Annotated in this window: 20 protein-coding genes; 18 read left to right on the forward strand and 2 right to left on the reverse strand. The window is 35.4% G+C overall.

Annotated features, from left to right (window positions below; genetic code table 11):
- The 16 genes from BMW37_RS08920 to traN all read left to right on the forward strand — a co-directional run.
- Positions 1-234 (forward strand): integrase core domain-containing protein (locus BMW37_RS08920; RefSeq protein WP_143047624.1); only part of this gene is annotated, 234 nt, incomplete at its 5' end.
- Positions 235-476: 242 nt separating this feature from the next.
- The gene (locus tag BMW37_RS08925; RefSeq protein ID WP_093319909.1) at positions 477-3272 is read left to right on the forward strand and encodes a hypothetical protein; all 2796 of its coding nucleotides are present in this window, start codon (positions 477-479) and stop codon (positions 3270-3272) included.
- 527 nt (positions 3273-3799) lie between these two features.
- Positions 3800-4081 (forward strand): type IV conjugative transfer system protein TraL, encoded by a 282-nt coding sequence (gene traL / locus BMW37_RS08930; protein ID WP_093319912.1) that lies wholly within the window; start codon positions 3800-3802, stop codon positions 4079-4081.
- A complete protein-coding gene (locus BMW37_RS08935) occupies positions 4078-4659 on the forward strand; it encodes a TraE/TraK family type IV conjugative transfer system protein (protein WP_093319915.1) in 582 nt (193 codons plus the stop codon). Before traL ends, BMW37_RS08935 begins: the two co-directional genes overlap by 4 nt.
- Positions 4660-4724: 65 nt before the next feature.
- Positions 4725-5813, forward strand: coding sequence for a TraK domain-containing protein (locus BMW37_RS08940; protein ID WP_093319917.1), 1089 nt, complete (start codon positions 4725-4727; stop codon positions 5811-5813).
- Between the two features lie 71 nt (positions 5814-5884).
- A complete protein-coding gene (locus BMW37_RS08945; protein ID WP_218139498.1) occupies positions 5885-7222 on the forward strand; it encodes a TraB/VirB10 family protein in 1338 nt (445 codons plus the stop codon).
- 85 nt (positions 7223-7307) lie between these two features.
- A complete protein-coding gene (locus BMW37_RS08950) occupies positions 7308-7751 on the forward strand; it encodes a TraV family lipoprotein (RefSeq protein WP_177168624.1) in 444 nt (147 codons plus the stop codon).
- 52 nt (positions 7752-7803) lie between these two features.
- Positions 7804-8229, forward strand: coding sequence for a TraA family conjugative transfer protein (gene traA / locus BMW37_RS08955; protein WP_425441778.1), 426 nt, complete (start codon positions 7804-7806; stop codon positions 8227-8229).
- Between the two features lie 121 nt (positions 8230-8350).
- Positions 8351-9052: a DsbC family protein gene (locus tag BMW37_RS08960; protein WP_177168625.1), complete on the forward strand. Its 702-nt coding sequence runs from the start codon at positions 8351-8353 to the stop codon at positions 9050-9052.
- Positions 9045-11426 (forward strand): type IV secretion system protein TraC, encoded by a 2382-nt coding sequence (gene traC / locus BMW37_RS08965; RefSeq protein ID WP_093319925.1) that lies wholly within the window; start codon positions 9045-9047, stop codon positions 11424-11426. The genes BMW37_RS08960 and traC overlap by 8 nt, the downstream gene beginning before the upstream one ends.
- A gap of 358 nt (positions 11427-11784) precedes the next feature.
- Positions 11785-12024 carry a hypothetical protein gene (locus tag BMW37_RS14935; protein ID WP_177168626.1) on the forward strand — a complete coding sequence of 80 codons (240 nt, stop codon included), beginning with the start codon at positions 11785-11787 and terminating at the stop codon, positions 12022-12024.
- A 64-nt stretch (positions 12025-12088) separates the two neighbouring features.
- Positions 12089-12601: a S26 family signal peptidase gene (locus BMW37_RS08975; protein ID WP_218139500.1), complete on the forward strand. Its 513-nt coding sequence runs from the start codon at positions 12089-12091 to the stop codon at positions 12599-12601.
- Positions 12602-13041: 440 nt separating this feature from the next.
- Positions 13042-14271 carry a FliC/FljB family flagellin gene (locus BMW37_RS08980; RefSeq protein ID WP_093319930.1) on the forward strand — a complete coding sequence of 410 codons (1230 nt, stop codon included), beginning with the start codon at positions 13042-13044 and terminating at the stop codon, positions 14269-14271.
- Positions 14272-14682: 411 nt separating this feature from the next.
- Positions 14683-15948 (forward strand): TrbC family F-type conjugative pilus assembly protein, encoded by a 1266-nt coding sequence (locus BMW37_RS08985; protein ID WP_093319932.1) that lies wholly within the window; start codon positions 14683-14685, stop codon positions 15946-15948.
- Between the two features lie 86 nt (positions 15949-16034).
- A complete protein-coding gene (locus BMW37_RS08990; RefSeq protein ID WP_425441779.1) occupies positions 16035-17087 on the forward strand; it encodes a TraU family protein in 1053 nt (350 codons plus the stop codon).
- Between the two features lie 3 nt (positions 17088-17090).
- Entirely contained in the window at positions 17091-20126 is a 3036-nt protein-coding gene (gene traN, locus BMW37_RS08995) for a conjugal transfer protein TraN (protein ID WP_093319934.1), read from the forward strand.
- Positions 20127-20211: 85 nt separating this feature from the next.
- Here traN and BMW37_RS09000 read toward each other — a convergent pair whose 3' ends face one another.
- Together BMW37_RS09000 and BMW37_RS09005 are read right to left on the reverse strand one after the other, a co-directional pair.
- On the reverse strand, positions 20212-20961 hold the full coding sequence (locus BMW37_RS09000) for a hypothetical protein (protein ID WP_093319937.1): 750 nt from the start codon (positions 20959-20961) through the stop codon (positions 20212-20214).
- A 243-nt stretch (positions 20962-21204) separates the two neighbouring features.
- Positions 21205-21723, reverse strand: a complete 519-nt coding sequence (locus BMW37_RS09005; RefSeq protein WP_143047626.1) for a hypothetical protein — start codon at positions 21721-21723, stop codon at positions 21205-21207.
- An 846-nt stretch (positions 21724-22569) separates the two neighbouring features.
- Between BMW37_RS09005 and BMW37_RS09010 the strand changes: the two genes are divergently transcribed.
- Positions 22570-23637 carry a DUF7146 domain-containing protein gene (locus tag BMW37_RS09010; protein ID WP_093319941.1) on the forward strand — a complete coding sequence of 356 codons (1068 nt, stop codon included), beginning with the start codon at positions 22570-22572 and terminating at the stop codon, positions 23635-23637.
- Between the two features lie 239 nt (positions 23638-23876).
- Entirely contained in the window at positions 23877-24947 is a 1071-nt protein-coding gene (gene traF / locus BMW37_RS09015; protein WP_093319943.1) for a conjugal transfer protein TraF, read from the forward strand.
- Positions 24948-24993 lie beyond the last annotated feature (46 nt).

Genomic DNA, 24993 nt, shown 5'->3' on the forward strand with positions numbered 1-24993 from the left:
GGGATTACTCAGAGCATGAGTCGTAGAGGTAATTGCTGGGATAATGCTGTCCAAGAGCGCTTCTTTAGGAACATTAAATTTGAATACTTGGATGATTTAAGCTTTATTAACCATCAAGCAGTAGATGATGCTGTGGGGCGTTATATTAGATATTACAACAACATTAGGATTAACTCTGCAATTGGCTACATGACGCCATTACAAAAAAGAAGAGAATTACTAAAAACAGGCTAAAAAACCTTACAAAAAAACTTGACCATTACACTTGGGAAGAAATTAGTAACTGGTCAGAACTAACAGCTACTCTAATTACTAATCAACTTTACCCCGGTTCTATAATAGAGCCAAGTCTTGTTTTTACTGGTCTTAGAACGGCTGCGTTAAAAATTCCTGAAGAGGCAACTGGAAAACGAATCGGCTTTATTTATAAAGCTCATGCTAAGCATGGTGTACCATTTATTGGCTCTACCATTAAAGTGTGGGATTTAAATTATCATTTTGCACAAGAACCACCAGATAAAGGCGCTTCGGCCCAATTTCCAAATGAAGGAAGTAAAACATTTTTAATTACAGGTCCCAAAGCTGGAGGGATTGTTCAACCAAAAATTGTACCGCCGGTAATTGAATCACTGCGAATTACTGGTGAATTTGCGCTCGAGAAACAGTTAAAAGCTGATTATAATTTTATCTCAAATGGAGATGATAATGCAGAGGATAGGTCCCTTTTTTGGTGGGGGGGTGAGGGGACAACGGCCTCTTTAGCAAATACAAATATTAATTCTGGTAGTCTTGATTCTCTTTCTGAAGTTTTAACAGAATCTCATTTAGGGCAGGTGCTAGAAGTATCTGTCTTGCCGATAAAATTAGAGAGCAACCAGTTAATACGAGGACAGGTTGTCACTGTTACAACGCGAGATGAGAATAATGACATACAATATGCGCCAACTTTATCTGAGTTAAGTATTGTTAGTCGATTTACTGAAGCTGAAGGTATTGTCGTTAATGATCTAATTTATGGTCAGTATAAAATGCAATTTGGAACTGATCAGGAAGATATCTCTCTTTATGAATGGCGAAGCGCTTTAACAAATGACATTATTCAAGCTGGTCCCACATTACCGGCTAGAGCTAATGCAGGTTCACAGGGACTCACTTCTCCATTAATACTAACTTCAGATTTAGTCGGAGACCATTTGGTTCTGACCATTTTTCCTCTTGATGGTAAAGAACTAAAGGGGCAACCAAGAAGTGTCAGCACTACAAACATTCAACCTTTACCTCGAGTGGATAATTTAACAATTATTTATGATACAACAGAGACAAATGAACCACCACCACTTGGGTTAGAAGTTAATCAAGTTATCCGCGGTACCTATGAGTTTACCAGTTATACCCAAGCTGAAGATCGTTCACTTTATAATTGGGAAGTTGGTGATGATGAACTGATTCAAAATGGTACCGCACAAAATGGTACTATACCAGCTATTCAAATTCAGCCTGAATATGTAGGTAAATCTATTCGTTTGATTATTAATGCCGTTGATAGCGTTAATCGTATTGGAAATCTTGAAAATGTGTCAACTGATATTGTTAAGCAGTTACAACCAGAAGTGAGTGATCTTAGAATTATTTATTTAGATGATAATGATGTATTTTTAGTCGATCATGCTATAAAAGGCCAGTATAGATTTATTCCTGTGGATAGTTCTACTGATAATTCAAGCTATGCATGGCAAATAAAAGCAACTGGAGCCATCCTAGAAAGTGGTGAAACAACGAGTGAAAATGGATTAGGGCAAACTCCAGAGTTTATCGCTCCATTAAGCGCTGCGGGTGAGGTACTTACCCTTATTATTTATCCTAAAGATAGTTCAGGTAGAGATGGTCAGCCTCAAACAGCTGATTCTTTAATTGTAGATTATCTTTATCCTATTATAACAGATATAGGACTTATTTATCCTCGCAATATGCCAGACGGATTAATTTCAGTTGGACAACGATTAGGTGGTTTTTATAGCATTAATGAAGGTGAAAATCCTTTTGATAAATCTGAGTATGAATGGAAAGTTATTGGTTCAGGAGTGGTATTAGGTAAAGGTCAAACAACTAAACCTCCTGCTGATCCTTTAGGATATATCTCTCCAGTTGTTGTTCCTGCACATGCACTAGGAGACGTGATTCAACTCACCGTTGTGCCAATTGATACAAAAGGAATACGAGGTAGAGAAAGGACAGTTCAAACTGGTGAGATACAATACTTATTCCCTTATATTGATCAGCTAGCGTTTATTAATGGTAATCAAGATAATTTTGAAGAGGTTGAATATCGAGTTGGCCAATCTCTTGCGGCCACATACCGTTTTCATTCTAGTATTAATAGTCCTGATAATTCAATCTACGAATGGTCATTAGTCAATCAGAATGAAGTTTTAAAAACAGGCGATACAACAAGATTCCCAACTGGGCAGGGTTTGGTAACAGAGTTTATCATCCCAATAGAAGCAATTGGAGATATTCTTAGATTAACTGTATTTCCTTTTGATGGTAATGGATTAGACGGGCCAGAGAATGAAATTGATACGACAGAGATTCTCTACCAAATTCCCGAAATTAGTAATTTAAGAGTTGATTATATTAGCTTTGATAATCTTAATCCTCCAGGTGAAAATTCTGTATTTAGAGCGAGTTATCAATTTATTGGTATAGAGGGTACAACCGATATGTCCACTTATCGCTGGATGATTTATTCAACAGACGAAACGCTTCGAGAAACAATTGTAGAAGGTGCGTCAGTTGTAGATGAATCTCGAGGGTTAAGCTTTATCCCTGACTTACCTATGGAACCTAGATTTTCAGGGAAAGTATTAGAACTCAAAATTTTGCCTATCGATTCTAATGGAAAAAATGGAATAGAATACTCACATATTATAGGATCTACTGACTATATAGCGCCGCAAGTGAAGGATGTTTTTGGGCAGATTATGGATGCGAATTCTCAATTCCCAACTTTGGCAGGTCGTTATGAATTTATTCCAGGAACTAACGCTCTTGATAACTCAACGTTTCAGTGGGTGCTGAGCTCAACAGATGAAGTTTTATTAGAAGGGCAGACTGTTCGTTTAAATGGATTAAGAATTGCAGCTATACCAGGGTTGAATATTCGGCGCTCAATGATAGGTGATACCGTTATTTTACGAGTCACACCAGTTGACGGGCTGGGTGAATCAGGAACAACACGAACACACCCTATTTTTATAGATAGTGGACCATAACCCAGAATACACTTTTATAGCTAGTTATCTTATATTAATATCATGTTGTTTACTTAATACAAATCAAGATGCAGGCTTTGGTATCATTAGGCTCTACTAAATTAATGTGAGTGATATCAATTCCTGCAGATTGAAATAATTTGAGTATATTGAAACTATAGGATGTATTTGAATGCTTAGTCACAATAGAATCGATTTGATTTTCAATATGGGCTCTTAACCAAAATATATTCTATGATTGAATTAATAAGGAATAACGAGTTTTAATCAACAATTCAATTACTCATCACGAGTATGATGGTGCGAAGTTTTTTCTCATAAGTCGATTCAATTTTTTGCTATCAAGTTTCCCAATTTTAGAAAGCAGAGGTTTTTCCTTCAGGCTGTTCATTTAAACTAATCTGAATTTTAAATGATTTTTTACTTAACCTGAATTACTAATAGATTAAATTAAATTAGAACTATTGGTTATCCATCAATATATTATTCATACATCATTGTTTTAGTAAATTGAAACAAGGAGACGTATGAAACCTATTAATATCCCCCAACTTATCGATGAGCCTCCACATTTTTTATTATGGAGTGCGGATGAAATGGCGCCAATTATGATTGGACTTGTAATTGGCATCATTCTTAATCAAGCTCTTATTTTAACTATTGTCGGTTTGCTTATCACCAAAATATATAGACGTTACCGCAATGGTAAGCCAGATGGATATTTGCTTCATCTTATCTACTGGATTGGTCTATTGCCCTCTCGAGCGAACACGATTCCTAACCCCTTTACGCGCAGGTATTTGCCATGAAATTTTTTAAACTTGCGACTAACTGGCAATCTTTGAATTTAGAAAACCGATACCTAAAAGTGATTATTTTGTTTCTATTTACCTGTTTGATACTGCTCTGCATTATGAATTTCAATAAAGAAGTCATAGTGACATTAGTACCTCCTAATTTAAGTCATGACGTGACAGTTAAAAAAACGACAGCGTCTAAGACCTATCTCAGTTCTTGGGCACTTTATTTTGCAGATTTAATTGGCAATGTGAGTCCAGGTAATGTGACCTTCATAGAACAAGCTATCTCACCGATGCTTGCTCCTGAAATTTATCAGTTAGTTATCGATGTACTTCTTATGCAAACTCAACAAATACAAGATGACAATGTCACATTAAGTTTTCAACCGAGGCAAATAGAAACTGAGGAAAATTCAGATAAGATTTTCGTGACAGGCTATTCTTTTATTTCAGGGCTTGCAGGTAAAGTCCAAAGAGAATTACGAACCTATGAATTTATTATCCAAATTAACCAATATGCTCCTACATTGATTTGGATGGATACCTATGAAGGCCAACCAAAACTAAATTCGAAAGTAAAGGGATAGCCTAATTAAAAAATAATATTACGCAATATTGTTAGACAATTAACCAAACAAGAAAGGAATCTTTTATGACCAATACAACTATTAGCATGTTTATTCAAACTCGATTAAGGATAAACCATTATCCCACCTATCGCGCTTTAAAAGCTAATTTAAAGCGTGGTTTATTTAGCATAATAATAGCATCCCATCTACCAATACAAGCTCATGCAGATATACTTGAGCCGATTGCACAAATATCAGAATACGTCCTTAGCGACGAAGTCATGTCTGAACGTGCGGAAAAGTTAAACGTTGAAGAATCAAATCTCAATACTGAAGATGGAGAGATAAATAGTATGAATAATATCGAGGTAGCAGACGGCGAAATGATTCATTTAGAAAATGTAGAAAACTCTTTGATGGATGAGAATATGGATGAGGGAAATGAGCAATTATTAAAACAAGATATACACATGGACAAAAATTCAGTTCAAATTGACGAGATAACAGATAATCATTATTTGGTTGAGCTAGGTGTGAATTTTTTGCTACCTATCGCTGTGAATCATCTCAATCGGATAGAAACACCTTTTATACAGCCCGAAATTAAAACGAGTAGTGAAGCAGTAATCGAAATTGAGGGGAATGTGCTTTATGTTTTAGTCAATCACAACGAACCTGTTTCTTTATTTATTACAGAATCAAATCAATCTCACCGAGCTATCTCTTTAACTCTAGTTGCTAAACGGATACCACCTCGAACTGTGACATTAGAGATACTGAATCTAGATAATATTGCCCATAAACAATGGACGACATATCCCAAAGACATTAAATCAAAAGATTATATCAGCAATCTGAAAACTATATTGACAGCTGTTGCAAGAAATGAATTACCAAGTGGCTACACACAAAGACGGACACAATTAACCCAAGACTTAGTTTTATGTTATCAACTAGGCGTTGATCATGGTTTATCCGATGCGATTACATTAATTGGCGAAGAGTTAATTGTTTATATCACTAAAGTTACAAATCTTACGCAAGAACAAGTTTCATTGAATGAAGCCTCTTGTAAAGGCTTCTTAGTCAAAGCGATTAGTTTTTTTCCTTATCAAAAATTACAACCAGGGCAGTCTACTGAGATGTTTGTGGTAACAAATCGAGCAAAATAAGACCTTTATTCAATACATTGAATCACTTTAACTAAGTAGATTTAATTCGGCCAATCATTAGGAAAATGATAATGAAACAGTTATGGGAAAATTTAAGTGATGCGCATAAACGCTTGATTGTTGTCATTAGTATGCTTGGCATCGTTGCAATATTCATTTATCTCATTATGCCAAGTCAACCATCTGATAATAAAATGCCTTCAGGACCAACGATAAAACACGTCTTAACTGATACCAATACACGTGAAATCAGTTTAAATAGTTTATCGGCTCAATTAAAAAGACTCGAGTTGATGAACGATCAATTAAAAAAAGAAGTCAATACACTATACCAAGAGACACAGTATTTAAAAAAAATCCAACATGAGACGCAAAAGCAAAATAAATCATTCGTTAACTCTGAGCAAACTGAAGTCATCTCTTCATCAGTACAAATACCACCTAACCCAGTTAAGGCTCAGTCCAAAGAGTTAATTGAAGAGAGTTCGCCAATATCACCAGAGAACATAATAATAAATAAGCCAGGCACAACGGTAGATTTTAATGATGATTCTGAGCTTAATAACTTAAGTTCAGATGCAAGAGCAATAAAAGCCACAGGGATTGCTAAAGATATCTTACCGGTATATCAATCAATTGAGCCAAACAGACGATTTTATGAGGCGATAGAGACCTCAGGCAATATAGTAGTAAATAATGGTATCCAGCCTACACCAAGCGCAATGGCAATCCGAACTATTTCAAAACCTGTGATAGAAATAGTCGAAGATAAACCTACTCCTGAATCTATTCGCCTTTTAGCGGGCTCTATAATCCAAGGTCGATTAATTACGGGCATGGATGCACCAACACATGATTCTGCCAAAAGAGAGCCATTTCCTGCTTTATTAAGGATACAAAAAGAAGCGATTTTACCTAATCGACATCGCAGTGATATACGAGAGTGTTTTTTAATTATGGGAGGGTATGGCGATTTAAGTTCAGAGCGAGCCTATTTAAGGGGTGAAACGCTCTCATGCGTTTTAGAAGATAACAATGTGATTGAAACGCCGCTAGAAGGGTATGCTGCTGGAGAAGATGGAAAAGCGGGTATTCGCGGGCGGTTAGTTTCAAAACAGGGTCAATTAGTGGCTAAATCAATGATGGCCGGATTTTTACAAGGGCTTTCAGGTGCATTTGATGTTAATCCAATTCAGGCGATACAGATGAATGATATAGGCAGAACGCCACTCTACCAAAGTGTATTGAGTAGTGATGCACTGCAAGGTGCTGCAATTAAAGGTACAGGAAAGGCGCTCGATAGGATTGCAAAATTCTATTTAGATATGGCTGAGAATATGTTTCCTGTGATTGAGATTGATGCTGCAAGAGAAATTGAAATTATAATTACTAAGGGTTTAGTACTATAGTTTTAAAAGACATGATTAATAACCTAACTAAGCGGTTTAAAAGTAACTGCTTATACTGATCAAAATTAAAGGAATGATGAACAAAATGAGAATGTTTCAGACAACAAGAATTAAAATAAAAATAGTATATTTAATAAGCCTCTGTTTGGGTGTCATTCTACTTGTTGGATGTAGTCAATTAGGAATAGGTCAAGCAGAGTATAGTTGTAGCGGCATGCCAAATGGTGTGAAGTGTCTTTCGGCAAGTGAGGTATATGCATTAACTGATACCCATGATTACACAACAAATAAGATAACCACAAGCAGGGATATTGAAGCATCACAGTTTCATCCACTCCTTGTTAATTCAGGAAATACCACACAATTATCTAAATCAGCAATGGCGTTTAGTAATTCGACTAGAACAGAGGCAAAAATTATGCGCATCTTGATCACGCCTTGGGAAGATGGTGAAGGGGATCTTCATCTTGGAGAATTTATTCTCACGGAAGTTGAACCTGCCAAATGGATTATCGGACAAGGGTATTGATTGTGATGTTGCTAGGCCATCAATTTTAATTCAACATGACATGGAGTGTTATATGCATATTTTAAACCAATTAAATTCTATGATAATTTTAGTACCGCGCAATAAAAACAACCATTCGCATAAGTACTTAAACCGGTTTTTAGGGCAAACATGCCTGCTTGCTCTATTTTCTGTGCTCTTTATAGAGCCTGCTTTTGCAGGATCTGGAGGAGATGCGTTTAGTGATGTATGGGACACATTAAAGGAATGGACACAAGGCACTTTAGGACGAATTGTCGCAGGGGCAATGGTGTTAGTCGGAATAGTGGGGGGGATTGCAAGGCAAAGTTTAATGGCATTTGCGCTTGGAATCGGTGGCGGAATGGGACTTTATAATACGCCAACAGTTGTTGAAAGCGTGATGTCTGCAACGCTACCTTTAGCATCTGAGTCAATTGGTTTGACTATTCCAGCAATTGCAATACTAATCACACCTTAATCGGCTTGCCAAAAAGACCTACATGGAGTGTAGGTCTTTTATTCTATAAGGATTTAGAATGATAAAACAAAATATAATTTTCAGCTTTTCATTATCTTCTTACTTAGGCATTAAATGCTTCATGATGAAAAAAATCCATCAGGTTATGATTAGCATGCTATTTCTAATTGCTCCTTTTTCGTTTGCAAGTGGAGTAATGAATCAACCCGTTATTGAAGATATGGTGCAAATAGGTCGGGGTATTCATGCCATATCGGACGGTGATTCTATTCGATATATGACGGAAAATGGTCGATTTATATTGGAAGGCACAATCTACGATCTTTGGCAACAGCGCTTATTGACTGGATATCAAGACATCCTAAGCGCTGTCAGCACGATTGATCTAAGTAAATTAGATTTTGATCTTACAGCACTGTCCCCTATAAAGCTTGGTAGTGGTAAGCGTGATGTAATTCTTTTTATTGATCCATACTGTCCGTATTGCCATCAACTTCTTAAAGAAGCCAATACACTAATAGCGGATTATACGTTTTGGGTGATTGCACTGCCTCTGTTAGGGGAGAAATCAATCAATGCAGTGAAATCACTTAATTGTCAGCCAAGTCAACAGGATGCACTAGAGCAATTATTAGCTAATGACATTTCACTAGAAAATGCTAACTGCGATAGTATTTTTCATTATGGCGTCATACAAAAACGGATGATTACCGCTCAAATATTTGGTATTGCATCTGTACCATTTATAATTAATCATCTTGGTCGCATTAAGCAAGGAATGCCTGAATCTTTAGCAAAGTGGTTAAAAGACACAAATGAATAAATTGATCACTCACAAAAGGCTTAGCCAATTTTTAAATGTCCTTGCTTATAATTCATCAGATAAACTCTTTTTTTTAAATGATCAGTATTTAGCATTTGGATTCATAGCAGAGCCCCTTTCAGGTGCTGAACAATCAACCGCTGATAGACTGAATGTATTACTTAATAGCGATTGGCCAAAAGATACGATAGTACAATTTTGCTTAATTGCTAATCCAAATATAAATCGAAAGCTTATTAATTTTAAGTCAATTAGATGTAGTCAAAAAGATAGACTTTTGCGTGCTGCAATCTCTGCTAGAAGTGAGTTTTTAAAACAAGGAGCAATTGCGCAATTAGATAAACATAGTCAATTAAAAGTTAGAGAGTTTAATTTATTAATCACATGTAAAATCCCAATAGAAAAATTATTGCCCTCTGATAAAGCTATGCAAAAAGCGAGTCAATTGCAAAAGGCAATGAATCAAACCTTAAAAACAATCGGTTTTGAGCATAAAGCTCTAAATGAATCCGATTATCTTGCTTATCTATCAGATTTAATTAATGTAGATAGACCTATACAAGACCATCCTAACTTAGCTGAAGAAGATAAACCACTGAATGAACAAGTCACTGATTATGACACTGCATTAACCGTATCTTATGATGGCCTTCAGCTAGGGACAAAAACCATCAAGACACTTTCATTTAAACGATTACCATCCAGAGTATATTTTGGTCATGCAGCTCATTATGCTGGAGATAAAATGACAGGCAGTCGAGGTATATTTGGCCGATTTTATTTAACTGCTACTTTACAGTTTCCTGATAGCGAAGCACAAATTGCGACACTTGAAACTAAAAGACAATGGGCGATTAATCAAGCTTATGGACCAATGCTCAAATTTGTTCCAATCCTTGCCCAAAAAAAACATGGATTTGATGTGCTATTTGAAGCCATTACAGCAGGCGATAGGCCATTAAAGTTAATGCTCAATTTGGTTTTAATTTCAGATAGTTCCAGCCAAGCAATTAGTGATGTATCAAATGCACGAACTTATTATAAAGAGCTAGGTTTTGAGCTCATGGAAGATAAATTTTTTTCATTACCGATTTGGTTAAATAGTTTACCGTTTGTTGCTGATAAAAATGCGATCAAAGATTTATTTCGTTATAAAACATTAGCAACACAGCATGCAAGTGCATTATTGCCTATCTTTAGCGATTGGAAAGGTACTGGCACACCTGCCTTTAATTTGATTTCAAGAACAGGGCAATTAATGGATATGTCTTTATATGATTCAGGTAGTAATTTTAATTGTTGTATCGCAGCTCAATCTGGTTCAGGTAAATCTTTTTTAGTAAATGAAATGATTGCTTCTTACCTGGCTTTAGGTGGGCAGTGCTGGGTAATTGATGTTGGTCGTTCATATGAAAAATTGTGTGAATTGTTCGGTGGTACTTTTTTGCAATTTGGCAAATCTAGCCAAGTTGGTCTCAATCCTTTTGCAATCGTACAAGAATATGAAGAAGAAGCGGATATTTTAGTTGGATTAGTCAGTGCAATGGCCGCACCTACCGAAAAATTGACAGACTTTCAATCAGCTCATCTAAAACGAGAAATGCATCGTTTGTGGTTAAAAAAAGGAAGGGAGATGAAAGTTGATGATATTGCTGATGTGCTCAAAACACATGAAGATATTCGTATTCGGGATGTAGGTCAGCAGTTGTACCCCTTTACTGAGTCAGGAGAATATGGGCGTTTTTTTATGGGGACGGAGCACCTTAAATTTGATAGCCGATTTACAGTACTGGAGTTAGAGGAGTTAAAAGGTCGTAAAAACTTACAACAAGTTGTTTTACTTCAATTAATTTATCAGATTCAACAAGAAATGTATTTAGGCATTCGGGACCGACATAAAATTTTATTTATTGATGAAGCTTGGGATTTATTGACAAATGGTGATGTCGGTAAATTTATTGAGACGGGGTATCGTAGATTTAGAAAATATGGTGGTAGTGCTGTAACTGTCACTCAATCAGTCAATGATCTCTACAATAGCCCAACAGGTAAAGCAATTGTTGAAAATAGTGCCAATATGTATCTATTAGGTCAAAAAACAGAAACAGTAAACCAACTTAAAAAAGAAGGTCGCTTGCCCTTAAATGATGCAGGATATGAACTACTTAAAACAGTTCATACAGTAAGTGGTCTATATTCGGAAATTTTTTTCTTAACAGAGCGAGGGGCAGGGATAGGAAGACTTATGGTTGATCCATTTCATAAATTATTGTATTCCTCAAAAGCTGAAGATGTGATGGCAATTAAAATGCTAACGGATACGGGTATGAGTACAGAAAACGCTATTTTGACATTATTAAAACATACAAAATAACTAAAAATAAAGTTTACCGATGCCTTATCTTGTGCAGTAAGACGACTCGCTAAGGCTAAGTTATTTAGGTTCATTTTGTTCTAAGTGAGGTTGTAAAAATATGGTGGATATTAATACCCAAGAAAATACGCACACAATTATCTTAAATCATAGGTATAAAAAAGCAAAGAAACAGTTTATAAAAATTCGTAATAAGTATGCCAAATCGAATTCTATGGATAATCAAACTTTACACCACTTAATTTTTAAGAGCGCTAAGCTAAGACTTTCTATCATAATCAATAGGCAAAGCTTAAGTTTTTTATGTTTTGTTTTTAATCTTATTTTTCTTAGCATTTGGTTTTCTGATAACTCCATAATGCAGGATCAAAAAGAGCTCATGCCAGCAATTGCAATTGTTGATTATGTAGAGTTACTCGATTATTTTTATGAAACATTATCAGAAAATGAGATTGAAACTCATCTTTTGAACGTAAAGGCTCGACTAGAAAGCTTAACAGAACAAGGAATAATCATACTAGATGCGAGTTTAATACATGGTGCACCTAGAGATTACTATCTGCCAATACACTGGCTTGTACAACCTTATCTAAATTAAAAAAGAATATATGTTTCATTATGGCATTAATTGCATTGATATTACATGAATAGGGTAAGAACCAATGAATTTATTTATTAGATTAATCCCGCCAAAACTATTTTTACTAAAAATGGTTATCATAGGCAGCTTTATTATTCTGTTATTGGCTTACGTAAGTAAACGATACTTTATCGGCTTTGATAGCCAAGACGACAGGTGTATACCTCAATACAGTCTTTATCTTATAGATAAGTGGGATAAAAATCTTATCAAAAATAGATTCTATGCATTTCGAGCAACCAACTTAGAACCGCTTTATCAAGATGGCACAATTATGCTAAAACAACTCACAGGATTACCAGGAGATGAAGTTCAAGTAACGGAGAAATATGTCATGATTAATGATAAGCCGATTAATTTTGGTATGAATCTTGCAAGTAAACTCGGGATGAGACCTGATTATTTTATAAGAAACCTCACGATTGATTCGAAAGAATATTGGTTCAGTGGCATAAGTGAAACAAGTTTTGATTCTAGATATTTTGGCTCAGTGAAACAAATGGATATTATTGGCCGAGCGATTCCTTTATGGTAATTAAATTTCGTTACATCCGATGGTAAAAAGGATAAGTTTTTTTTAATCATTAGCATATACCCTACCTTTTTGTATCCTCTTTAATGAAATGCCCTTGCTTATAATGATTTTATTAAAAAGGAAAATTTGGAGGAATTAACACAATTTTAATTTAAGTGATTTGTATTTTTAGATCAAAATATTAGTCATTTATTGGGTAATTAAATACTATCCCATATCTTTAATTTATATTAAAATCAGAACAATGCTATTAGTTAATAATAATCATTTAAAATTAATTGTTTATATAATAATCTGAATATCACTATTCTTTTAATTAAAGAATTTTAATAAAAGTACGATATCACTACGGTATGTGGGATAAAAGATAGCAGCTATTAGTCTTTTTGATTCAATTAACAAGAACATATCTATTGTGATGTTATAGTATATAAACTGGCATGATAATTAATACAAATACAATGGCTTTAACAGCCATGCTTAACTTGAATAAAGCACAATCAGCACTCGGTACAGCGATTGAGAGGCTTTCTTCTGGAAAAAGAATTAATAGTGCTAAGGACGATCCTGCAGGTTTAGCTATTGCTAATCGATTCACATCAAATATATTAGGGCTCAGTCAAGCTCGAAAAAACACTTATGATGGTATTTCGATCATCCAAACAACGGAAGGTGCATTGGATGAAATTAATAACAATCTACAGCGCATCCGTGAAATATCAGTGCAAGCAGCTAATGGGTCAAATTCACAATCTGATCTAGATTCAATTCAAGCTGAAATAGATCAACGTCTAGCAGAGATTGATAGAATATCGAGTCAAACCCAATTCAATGGTATTAAAACGCTCAATAGTGATACTAAACTTAAACTACAAGTAGGTGCTAATGATGGCGATATCATTGAACTTGATTTATACAAAGCTAACGTTGAATCATTGGGATTAAAAGATTATAACGTTAATGGCGGTAAAAAAGGGGGAATGACTAACCCAACAATAGGTGTGACTCCTGTCGAAGTGTTTAAATCTCAGTTGCCAGCCGTTTCTGGAATACCAGGGATAACAGGCGTTTCTATCACAGGAATTGGTGGTGAAGATTTCGGCCTTACCTCTGGTTCCTTAGGTGTTAATAGTAATACACTTTTTGAAGCGGAAGGCAAATACTACATACAAATGAATACACCATTTAGAGCAGGCGCAGTGCCAAGTGATATTGCAGCAATAGAAGCGGCTGGACTTGAATTTGATACTGATTATTATATTCCTGTCGATCCAACCACGGGAGTAGATAAAGGTGGAATATTGACATTTGACTTTGATGGACAAAGTTTTTCCTTAGTTGATTTTGTCATTGATGTAAGTGGCAGTATGACACCTGATACCGTCCTTCCAACATCGTTAATTTCAACTGTTGATAATGCGATTAGTAAAATTGATATGATGAGAGGTAATTTAGGTGCAATGCATAACCGACTCGAATCAGTTATTAATACAACTAGCGTAACAATTGTTAATCTCTCAGCTGCAAGAAGTCGGATTGAAGATGCTGATTATGCCTTAGAAGTGTCGAATATGATCCGTGCCCAAATTTTACAACAAGCAGCGATAGCAGCCCTTGCACAAGCAAACCAAGTTCCTAATATGGTTTTGTCTTTATTAAAAAACATGTAATCATTAAATAATCTGTGCTATCTGTTTATTGAATAAAATCTTTTATGTTCGCTTGCACTGTTTAAAAATACTGAATTAATATTTTGATATACTGCTACAGTTAATGCTAAGAGGATTAGAGTTTAGCTAAAAGAAACCTATAGTAATATCACATTATTAATGAATTCAATTAATTATATGACTCTGTCTTATTAACTTCCCCCAATTTAAGTATCATAAGAAATGCTTCCCAAAAGCTGCCTACATCTATCCTGCGTGCCTGAAAATCTCGTCCTTCGGTAGTTTATTAACTATATTCCGAAAAGACAGTCATAACATCAAAATAGCATTAATCTTTTTCGCTAAAATCACCATTGTGTTTCCTTAAGCTAAAGAGTGTCATTCACTTAAATCTCACGTTAAGGAAAATATATGCTTCATCTTTGCAAATACACTAAATATTCAGCACAAACAGTATTAAAATTGATAATTCTTCATTTTTTATATATTCTGGCTCAGCTACAATCTTCAGCTAAATTACCTATCAATCCAGATAATCTGACTGGTCAATATGACATCAACAAAGACTTAATGAGCAACAGTAGTATGAGTATAGATTCAGGCATAGCGATAGTTAATAAGGTATTTGATCAACAAAAACGTGAATTAGGGTATTGGTTATCTGATAGTACTCCCCAAGTTAACAATTATAGTCCAACAAATTTATCAGATTCTCTCTCTTTTGATATGTTAGTTTCAGCTGGGATGAGTAACAGTTTACTGACTAAAATTTTTGAAGAAGCACATCATTACCAAGCGAATATAATTGTTAAAGGATTGCTACCAAATCAAACATTAATGCAAACGATGGCGTTTTGGCGACAATATGCAATCAAGCATACCCCACCTGTAAATATTTTCATTGACCCTACTGTATTTAATGCGCTACAGGCCAGGTTAGTTCCAATGTTGATTGCAAAAGTGAATGATAAACAAATTGCCACGGTTATAGGTGTCTATAGTGTGGATTGGTTCATGAAGAAAATAAAAACAAAAATAGAATATTTCGACCAAATATTGATGGGAAATGTGAGTGATCAATCCTGGTCAATTAATGATAGTTATGATTTTGGTCACCATGGGCCAAGTATGACTATTGTGGAAAGTGATTTGATAGAACAGATGCAATATAAATTAGCTCAAATTGATTGGGAAGATAAAAAAAAGCGTGCTTATGAAAATTTTTGGTTCAATTTACCTTTAAAAACTCTTCCTCCTGCATTGACATGTCAAACGCATTACATTGATCCAACAATTAAACTAAGTGAACCGCTACTTAATGAAAAAGGGGAAGTATTAGTTTCAAAAGGAATAGTGATTAATCCTCTCAGTTATCTGCCATTTAAACAACACTTGATTATTTTCAATCCTACTCGTAGCGTAGAAAAAGAACGTATTCATAAATATCTCAATAAGATTAAAAGTGAAAATATAATACAAAATCAGCGTGTTACCTTAATTGCAACAGATTTGTTACCCCAAACTGCTTGGCAAATGCTTAAAACGACAGAAGATGAATTTCGTATGCCCGTCTATCGTTTAACTGAAGCAGTTGAAGGGCGATTTAATATTATGACGACACCAACACTCATTGTACAGGAAGGTAATCAATTCAAAATTCAATCAGGCTGCTTATAGGTTAGATTAAAACGCCTACTTTAATTTTCTATTAGCACCATATTAAAAATATAAACATATAAATTATTCGAAGGAGTGATAAATTTATGAAGTGCGATTTAAAGCCTAGTTGTAAACTAAAAATGAGTTTACTGCTATCAATCCTATCCATCTATGGTGTTTTGTTTACACCAACTGCAATGTCTGAGGTTAATTTAACCTGTCATGATGCAAAGGTCTTTTCAAATAAACTCCTTACTGATATTTGTTGGTCTTGCTTATTTCCAATCAAAATTGCGGGGATCAATTTAACTGGTGGCAATGCCCCAAAAGGTGCATCTGATCGATCAGTATGCTTATGTGATGATGCTCTTGGACTGCCAACTCCTGGTCTGGTTACAAGTATGTGGGAACCAGCTAGGTTGATTGAATTAGTCAGAAAGCCAGGATGTTCCCCTACACTTGGAGGAATAACGCTACCATTAGGTCAATATAGGCAGCAAGGTACTCATGGTGAAGGGACTTATGATGCTGGTGATTTGGCATTTTATCACTATCATTACTATGCATTTCCCTTAATGGTTATGCTAGATATGTTTATGGATGGGCATTGCAATAAGGAAGGGTATCTCTCTTTCGATTTAATGTACGCCTCCGAATTAGACCCAACTTGGCAGAATGATGAGTTGGCTTTTTTTACACAACCTGAAGCAGCAAGTGTTGCTTACCCTGAGACAATTACTGCTTGTATGAGCGATGCCATAGCTGCAAGTAGTGGCGAACCTATTGATGCTCTTTTTTGGTGTGTGGGAAGTTGGGGGCATTTATATCCTTTATCAGGTCATACTCTAGCGATGGGGTCAATTGCAGAAAATACCAGCCATTTAGCTGCTAGGGCAATAGCAGCATCACATAGACGTGGACTTGCTAGGCGCACCATGGGAAATGATGCTTTGTGTGGTCCTGTGATTGAGCCTATGATGATTAAGTCACAATATAAAATGAGCATGTTTTATCCAGTACCAGAATCACAAAGTTCACATGCAATTGGGCAGAGTTCATTAACGTGGGGCGAATGGAGAACTATACCTGGTGCAGGAGAAGATGCTGTGTATCTTATTTGGCGCTGGCAAGATTGTTGTAATACGGTAGGAGGCTAGTGCATGAGATGTATTATGTTTGGGCTCTATCAATGGTTATATCAAGTTAAATTAGAATTAATTACTAATACTGTAGTCAAAAATGGGATAAATATTTTTGGTGAGCTGTTTTTAAAATTAATTGAAAATCGATTAATTAAGGTTAATTGCACTCAATTATTCAAACAATTTTTGAGGAGATATGCATTAAACCTACGGTTTATCAAAGCAACTAGTCGTATATGTTTAGTCATATGCATGAGCATATCGCTTATTATACAACCATCAAGAGTAGCTTTTGCTGATAGGATGTCAGAAACTGGGTGGGAGGCGCAGCAATTTGCTGAAACCTTATTAGATGAATTTAAATTACCTATTGAAAATACTCAGCAGGGACAATTTACAATTGATTTGAATGGAGAAAATATGCTTATTCAAGCTGATGAATTTTTCCCTGAAATCGAAGGTGATGTCAATTTAGAGGAATTAATGCAGGTATATGGTAATAATACGAAAATGGTAGAGTTAGGCCAATCACATCAGTCTCAATTAGATAAAAACCCTTCATTATCAGGTAGCGCCTACCAATTGTTAAATGCCATTGAACAAAGATCACGACCAGATTTAACCGACGATGCGATTTGGTCAATCAGTGATTTTGCTTTGAATAATCCTAATGGATTGACTGAATCTTTTGATGAATGCGATCCCTATACACCACAACCTTCTTTTAAGCAGTGTGATAGATACCGAGTTGATCACGCTAGTTGTGAGATTACTCACCATTATGAAGCTGGGGTTATTTTTCATGCAGAAGGCCCACTTAATTTAAGTCACTGTGGGGAAGGTTGCTTGACCGTGTGGTTAGGAGAAGTGGGTGATAATTACTGGCATGGAAATTGCAGCATATTTGAACAAGAAATTAAATTAAATGTTGTGAATCCTAATTCGATTATCTCAGCTAAGCTTGATTATGCTAAATGGGATGACTATATGCAAGTCTGGATAGGCAATAACAAAGTGTGGTCTGGGCCTAATGATAATTTCCCGCCTGAAACAGCCGGAGCTTGTGAATTAAATACAGATTGGGAACGTCAATTAGATGTTGATTTGACCGAAGTATTTAAAGAAGCAGGAGATGAGCCCTTGTCAGTGAAAATAAGGGTATCAGTTACCGGATACGGCGAGGGATATGCTAGTGTCAAAATTCATTATGATCCGAATCTGGTATTATTAAAAGATGACTGGCAACCAGCTAGTTGTATTGATACAGCCCATTTCATACCAGATCATTTCAAGGAGTTTGATATCAGCTGCTTAGATATGCCAAATCATCTTAATGGATGTTCTATCGTTAATGGCGTTGAGGTATGTGAAAATCAATTTAAGTCAAGTCCGATTGAAAATATCTCTACGTTATGTCGAAAAGTTCAGGTCAGTGCTAAAGACGAGAGCTATTTTTTGGGAAGTAATTTGCTCTGTTCTCGGTTAGAAAAACAGCCTGAATGCGGATTTTACTCCTCCAAATGCACTGTATTTAATCAATCAGGTGAGTGCCAGCAATTTATTGATACTTATGATTGTGCTATTGAGGCTAGGCATCCTAATTGTGTCGTTTCAAATCTTTTTCCAGATGCATTCGAGGGGTGTGTCACTGTTGAAAATATCATCCCGATCACAGAAACTAAGTATTTACCAGATTTACAGCAATGCGAGCAGATTTTTGAGGTTAATTTAGAAGAAAGCACATTACTTTATGATGGTTGCCAGCAGCAAGTCAGTAATCCAAATTGTAAGCTTATTGAAAAAATTTGCATAGACGATGAAACACTTGATGATGCTTACCAATTAACAGGTCAATCAAATAGTTATTCAACACATTGTAAATCATGGCATATGCAATATGACTGCGGTAAGGATGTATTGATTTCAAATTTAAAACGAGAAACTCACTATCAATGTGATGGCCCTATACGTTGTATGGGGCATGATTGTTTAAAACCACATGTCACTGAGCAAGCGAATTTTGCTGAGGCCTTAGCAAAATTAAATCTAGCCCAAGATATGACAAACGATTTAAGTTGCACGCCAATAGAGGGTAATAGTAATGTGAATTGCCAGTTATTTAAAGGAGAGGCAGCTAGTTGTAAAAAGGCAATTGGAGGGATTGTTAATTGTTGTGATACGCCATCTGGAATATCACTTAGTGAATACATTTCTCTTTTAAGTGCTGTAAATCGGTTAGATACGATAATAACAGCTATGGATCCCTCTTCAGCTATTTATGGAAGCTGGCATCAACTCAGAGCACCTGTGACAGATAGTTGGCACATCATTAATCAATCATTTAGCTCTTCTTGGGATGCTTTGATGGGAGCGAGCCCAAGTAGCGTTCAGAATTTTGGAGCTGAGCAAGCAGCAACGCAATTTTTACAAACATTAACTAACCAAACTGCGTCATGGGTTGGTCAAACATTTGGTGCAGGAGCACAATCTGCACTATTTACGAATGTAGGGGGGAGTGTCGGTGCTGATGGGTTACTGAGTGGTGGACAATTTACATTAGGAGGGGCCGTTGGTACGGTTTTAGGTGGCGTAATGACAGCCTATATGATTTATAGTGTCACGTTACTTTTGATTAAAATAATTTGGCAGTGTGAACAGAACGAATTTGAATTAGGGGTTAAAAAAGAACTAAAAAGCTGCCATTTTGTTGGAGCCTATTGCCATCAATCAGTGCTTGGTGTGTGTACTGAAAAAAAGGAAAGCTATTGTTGTTACTCATCCCCACTTGGAAGAATTTTCCAAGAGCAGGTGAAAAGACAACTGAATGATAACTTTGGACAAGCAAAATCACCTAATTGTGATGGTATGCCGATAGAAGTTATTCAATCTGTGGATCGGTCTAAGATTAATTTAGATGAATGGCTTGCTATATTGAGTATAACAGGACATCTTAACCAATTAGAGCAAATCGATATAGAGTCTTTAACGAATCAAGCAATTGAAGGGATGAATGAGTCAATTATAGATAGGCTCAATGAAAGACTCACTCAGTAAAAATTTAGACTATCATTTGATTTAAATATCACAATCCCCACACAATTTCTTTGTGGGGATGACAAATGTTTTGAATGATTATTTACTATCTTTTAATTGGTGCCGGAGCAAATTGACCTTGATTATTTTGGGCAGGAAAAGCATTAGGTTTTGACCCACTTTGAGCTGGAATTTGGCTGATGGAAGGATCAGCCATCAATGCAAAGGCAGCAATACCAATTACACCAACGTTGCTGGCATCACCTGCTGGGGTGTTATTTGCGTATGCAGCATCTGGTTTGCTAAAGCGAAATAGTGCAACGGATTGGTTGCTTTGGCGAAATCCTTCAATTACAAGTGTATTTCTGCCTTCTACAATATAGCCATTATTGGAAAAACTACCCGGTTGGCCATTTAGTACATCTAAACCATCAATTGTTGCAACAATCTCATAAGGGAAATCACTTCTATTACGAATAAGTAATTGGTAACGTTCACCTTCTCTACCCATTAATCGATAGTTGTAGCCATTATTTGTATAGATATTCATTGGGCGTAAATCTTCATCTACAATTGCAAACTCAAGTCTATCACCGACAAATGGAATGTAAGGCATTGATTGTAGGTTGTCAATTCTATTAGCATCATAATGTATAACCAAAGTGTCATCAGGCGTCGACGCAGAAACTCTTGTTGCATTCACTCCTTTTGAGTAAGAACGGGTACTTTCTCCCCACTTAGTTCCTAACTCATTTGATTCAACCCTGTGGCTATTGAAATTTCCTTGCTGTGCACAGCCAGATAATAAAGCAAATGCGAATAGTACGATGGATAATTTGGCAAAATATTTTTTCATGTTAGTAAAAATCCTTAATTAAAAACATCTAATATTGAAAGTATGAATAGTTTAAGTGCTTATTTGTATGCCTAAAAAAACTCGCACAGTCTAACAAAAAGTTAAAAAAAAAGTAAGTTAATTAAATTACTGTTATATATAAGGGCGGAGTGCTATTGGATTATGTAGTTATGGTGTATTTGGTATCTGCTTAATCAATTATTATGCCTGATTAAGCAGTCATCAAGTTAAACGTGGACGGGATTATGAATGATTAATATGACTAGCTTGTGAAACAATAATTTCAATCTCACGCATCATTTTAACTGTTCTAGCTTCTAATCGATTAATTAAAATTACTCTCTGTTGACTCGACAAGAGGGCGGTTAACCACAACCTGTCCATAAACATAATGAGTAGATCAATTGAGCAGATAATATCAGCAAGAAGACTGATGCTTGGAGAACTGATTTTCGCGTCAAAGTGTTTTATATGACTATAGTCGATTTTATCAGTTGGTACTTGGTTAGTTAAGGTTTCTTTAATTGAGAATATTTCTTCATCAATAGACGCTTGAAAAGTTTTTAATATGGCGTGAGTTTTTTGTTCTAAAACCATAGATGTATCGGTTTTATTTGTTGCAGGCAAAATCACATCAATCGCGTATAAATGAGTGACCAGTTTTTTGAAAATTCTGGCTAGTATTCTCTGCGCCTGGAGGGTATGGATTGATAGTGTTCTGGTTAAAATTGGTTTGGAATAGTTTTTTTTATCTGATTGCATAGTTAATTTGATCACCATTATCTGATTGCTGCTGAAGCTTGAGTTATCTCATAATTTTCTTTTTAGTAAATAAAAAATTGCGTCAACTTACTGGTACCACAAGTTTGAATTTTGTGTATAGAAAACTCAAACTGATAACTTAGGATAAAGAAATCTCATATCAGATACAGATAGTAAGGTCATAAAAAAATGAATCTTTAAGTGCTATGCACACCTTGAATTATTTTTAAAATAAGAGAGCTTTTAAAGTGACTTTGAATGAAAAGTCTAACACTTATCGTATGTACGATAAGTGTTGATGCTATTTAACTTGGTTAAATAGCATAGTTTTATCGTTAAAGACGAGGATTAAAATGTTTTAAAAATCGAAATTAGCGTTCAATTAGTCTAGACACATGTTTTTAAAATGATATGTGACAAAACTAAAACCATTACCAAAAAGTCCATGATAATCAAAATGTAAAGAATGACAAATCTCAACTAGACCTTTTAGGGGAGCTAGGATGATTACTCATTATTTCACAGGATATTCGTGTGACGTTATCAAATAAAACAATTAAAGAAATTGTAGTTTTTCTTTTTTTGCTTACCAAAGTATATCGCCTTAAACCACTTAAACGGCTTTAGGATACTAAATTGCATTTCATCTTATAAAAGTTGGAACTGCGCTTCATGCATTATTCATCATTTTATTTTTTCATGTGAACGCGCTATCACTGCATTTAAATTGTGAGTATTTCAATTTGCTTTAATGATAAGCAGTTAACAAGATTCATTTTATTGATTTTATGATTTTGAATACAAGTGGAAAAATAATTTATCAACAGGCATTTAAAAGGAGTTTATATGTCAAAATTTTACCCTATCAAAGATGTCAAAGAGCACGCAAAATACCAATGGGAAATAATTTTATTTGGATTAGCACCAGAATTACACAGTGCATTGAATCAAATTGGAAAGCATGTTGCTTGTCCGATTCATGGTGGAATAGATGGATTCAGATTTTTTAAAGATAAGGTATTTAAAGGATCGGCTATTTGTAACACCTGTGGTCATTTTCCAGATGGGTTTGCTGTATTAATGGCTGTTAAAAGCTGGGATTTTACTTATTGCCTTGAGCAGGTTGTAAGGTTTCTGGGTTTACCTGATACATACAAGTCTAAAGTTATAGACTATCAAAGTAAGCTTAAGCAACCTTGCGTTAAAACCATTCAGCGAGATAAATGGATAAGTCAAATTTTATCTCAAAATTGGCAACAAGCGATAAGTCTAGTTGATGTTAATGCAACGATTGCAAGGCGATATTTTCAAAATCGTGGAATCGACATTATGGGATTAGGCGCTATGGATAATGCATTAAGATTTCATCCGGCACTTGAGTATTTTGATGCTAATTATCAGGTTGTTAACACGTTTCCTGCATTATTAGCGATGATAACATCAAATGAAGGTAATATTACTTTAATGCGGACTTATCTCGATTCTAAAGGCACTAAAGCTAAGGTTTCAACGCCTAAAAAAATGATGCCGATTATGTCGTCAAAAAGCATTACAGGATCTGCTATCCGTTTATCGGGAGAAGTGGTTGAGAGTGAACTAATGGGAGTTGCAGAAGGGATAGAAACAGCACTATCTGTGATGCAATCAACACAAATGCCGATATGGTCATGCATTAATGCTCATCAAATGGCAACCTTTAACCCACCTAAATCAGTTAAAAAAGTTGTTATTTGGGCTGATTTAGATAGAAGTGAAACAGGGGCTAAAGTTGCTAATTCATTGTCTGCTAATTTAGCAAAAAAGGGTATTGAAGCATTGATAAAATATCCACCTTTAGTTTTAACTGAAAAACAAAAGGGGTGGGATTGGAATGATGCTTTATTACTATTAGGCAAGGAAGCATTTTTGTTATAACTTAACAACCCTTCATTACCAAAATTATCAGTTATAACCAGTTAATCAAAATGATTAGCTGGTTATAGCAACTATAACTAATCATATATTCGTAAAAACTCTCTTAAAATGGGTTTGATTTTCAAAATCCACCGCATAACACTCCGAAAGCATAAAAAATTAAGAATGTTTCCTCAATAACTAAGCAATAGTGACTCGTATTATATCATTAAAATATCAAACATCTGATGGAGTGACCTATGACTGTTTTAATTCTAGTTTTCAATAGTTTTGTATTTGGCATTTTTGGAAAATATAGAGAAATAAATAATAGGTTAACGAAACTTAATTTTTGTTTAGTTAGCTTAATTGTATTAGGTCAAACATCTGAGGTATCAGCTAATAGGGTAGCAGACCAAAATCGAGGATTTTATCGCCAAAATTCACAGGGGTGGTTTTGGTATCAATCATTGCCAGAATCCTTAGAGGAAGACAATGAAGAAGAAATAATTTTAGATAATATGAATCCGTTATCACCGGAAACTTCAGCGAATACAGAGCCCAAAAAAACGTTAACAGCGGCATGGTTTCGAGAAAATATGCAGCATTATATGGATATTGCTATCGACACTCCTACTCCCGAAAATGTTAAAGCTTACCTATATCTTCAAAGAATCATGATGGATAAAAGTTCACATTTTTCTGATATGAGCCAACAAATCGTGATGGGGGATCCAAATTTAGATGAAGTTAATCGTAGACCATTAGCACCTTTTGCCTCTCAGGCAATGGATAAAATTGCAGCAGAGCATACAAGTAGGGTTTTAAAAACTATTGCAACTCACTCTGGTTTGTTTTTCTTTTTTCGTTCTGATTGTCCTTATTGTCATGCACAAGCGCCTATCCTAGAGTCATTATCTCATCAATTTGGCATGACAATTTTCCCAATTTCTTTGGATGGTAGACCTCTAGAAAGCGGACAATTTCCAAATTATAGGACCGATCAAGGTCAGGCTGAAACGTTGAATGTGCAATCTGTTCCTGCACTTTTTTTATTAGGGCAAGACGATACCTTATTGCCAATTGCACAAGGTACAGTAAGTTTTGAAGAGTTAACTCGCCGCGTTCTTTTAGCAGCAAAACAGGCCAGGTTAATTAGTCCTGAAGATTATAACCAAACTTTGCCAGTATATTCTCAACCTTATCAAGCCGATTTATCGAAAAAAAAATTAATCGGCAGTGAACAATTTAACAGTGCTGAGTTGATTGAATACTTAAGAGAAAACTATTTCAACGAAATAAATCATAATCCAGAACTGAACGACAATTGAACAATATCCAATTAGGTTGAATTTACTATCATGCCTTAGGGAAAAT

This window comes from Thorsellia anophelis DSM 18579 (genome assembly GCF_900111395.1).
Taxonomy (GTDB): Bacteria; Pseudomonadota; Gammaproteobacteria; order Enterobacterales; family Thorselliaceae; genus Thorsellia; species Thorsellia anophelis.

Coding starts and splice junctions, on each gene's coding strand:
- traL (WP_093319912.1), top strand. CDS start 3,800: ATGAAACCTATTAATATCCCCCAACTTATCGATGAGCCTCCACATTTT.
- BMW37_RS08935 (WP_093319915.1), top strand. CDS start 4,078: ATGAAATTTTTTAAACTTGCGACTAACTGGCAATCTTTGAATTTAGAA.
- BMW37_RS08940 (WP_093319917.1), top strand. CDS start 4,725: ATGACCAATACAACTATTAGCATGTTTATTCAAACTCGATTAAGGATA.
- BMW37_RS08945 (WP_218139498.1), top strand. CDS start 5,885: ATGAAACAGTTATGGGAAAATTTAAGTGATGCGCATAAACGCTTGATT.
- BMW37_RS08950 (WP_177168624.1), top strand. CDS start 7,308: ATGAGAATGTTTCAGACAACAAGAATTAAAATAAAAATAGTATATTTA.
- traA (WP_425441778.1), top strand. CDS start 7,804: ATGCATATTTTAAACCAATTAAATTCTATGATAATTTTAGTACCGCGC.
- BMW37_RS08960 (WP_177168625.1), top strand. CDS start 8,351: ATGATGAAAAAAATCCATCAGGTTATGATTAGCATGCTATTTCTAATT.
- traC (WP_093319925.1), top strand. CDS start 9,045: ATGAATAAATTGATCACTCACAAAAGGCTTAGCCAATTTTTAAATGTC.
- BMW37_RS14935 (WP_177168626.1), top strand. CDS start 11,785: ATGCAGGATCAAAAAGAGCTCATGCCAGCAATTGCAATTGTTGATTAT.
- BMW37_RS08975 (WP_218139500.1), top strand. CDS start 12,089: ATGAATTTATTTATTAGATTAATCCCGCCAAAACTATTTTTACTAAAA.
- BMW37_RS08980 (WP_093319930.1), top strand. CDS start 13,042: ATGATAATTAATACAAATACAATGGCTTTAACAGCCATGCTTAACTTG.
- BMW37_RS08985 (WP_093319932.1), top strand. CDS start 14,683: ATGCTTCATCTTTGCAAATACACTAAATATTCAGCACAAACAGTATTA.
- BMW37_RS08990 (WP_425441779.1), top strand. CDS start 16,035: ATGAAGTGCGATTTAAAGCCTAGTTGTAAACTAAAAATGAGTTTACTG.
- traN (WP_093319934.1), top strand. CDS start 17,091: ATGAGATGTATTATGTTTGGGCTCTATCAATGGTTATATCAAGTTAAA.
- BMW37_RS09000 (WP_093319937.1), bottom strand. CDS start 20,961: ATGAAAAAATATTTTGCCAAATTATCCATCGTACTATTCGCATTTGCT.
- BMW37_RS09005 (WP_143047626.1), bottom strand. CDS start 21,723: ATGCAATCAGATAAAAAAAACTATTCCAAACCAATTTTAACCAGAACA.
- BMW37_RS09010 (WP_093319941.1), top strand. CDS start 22,570: ATGTCAAAATTTTACCCTATCAAAGATGTCAAAGAGCACGCAAAATAC.
- traF (WP_093319943.1), top strand. CDS start 23,877: ATGACTGTTTTAATTCTAGTTTTCAATAGTTTTGTATTTGGCATTTTT.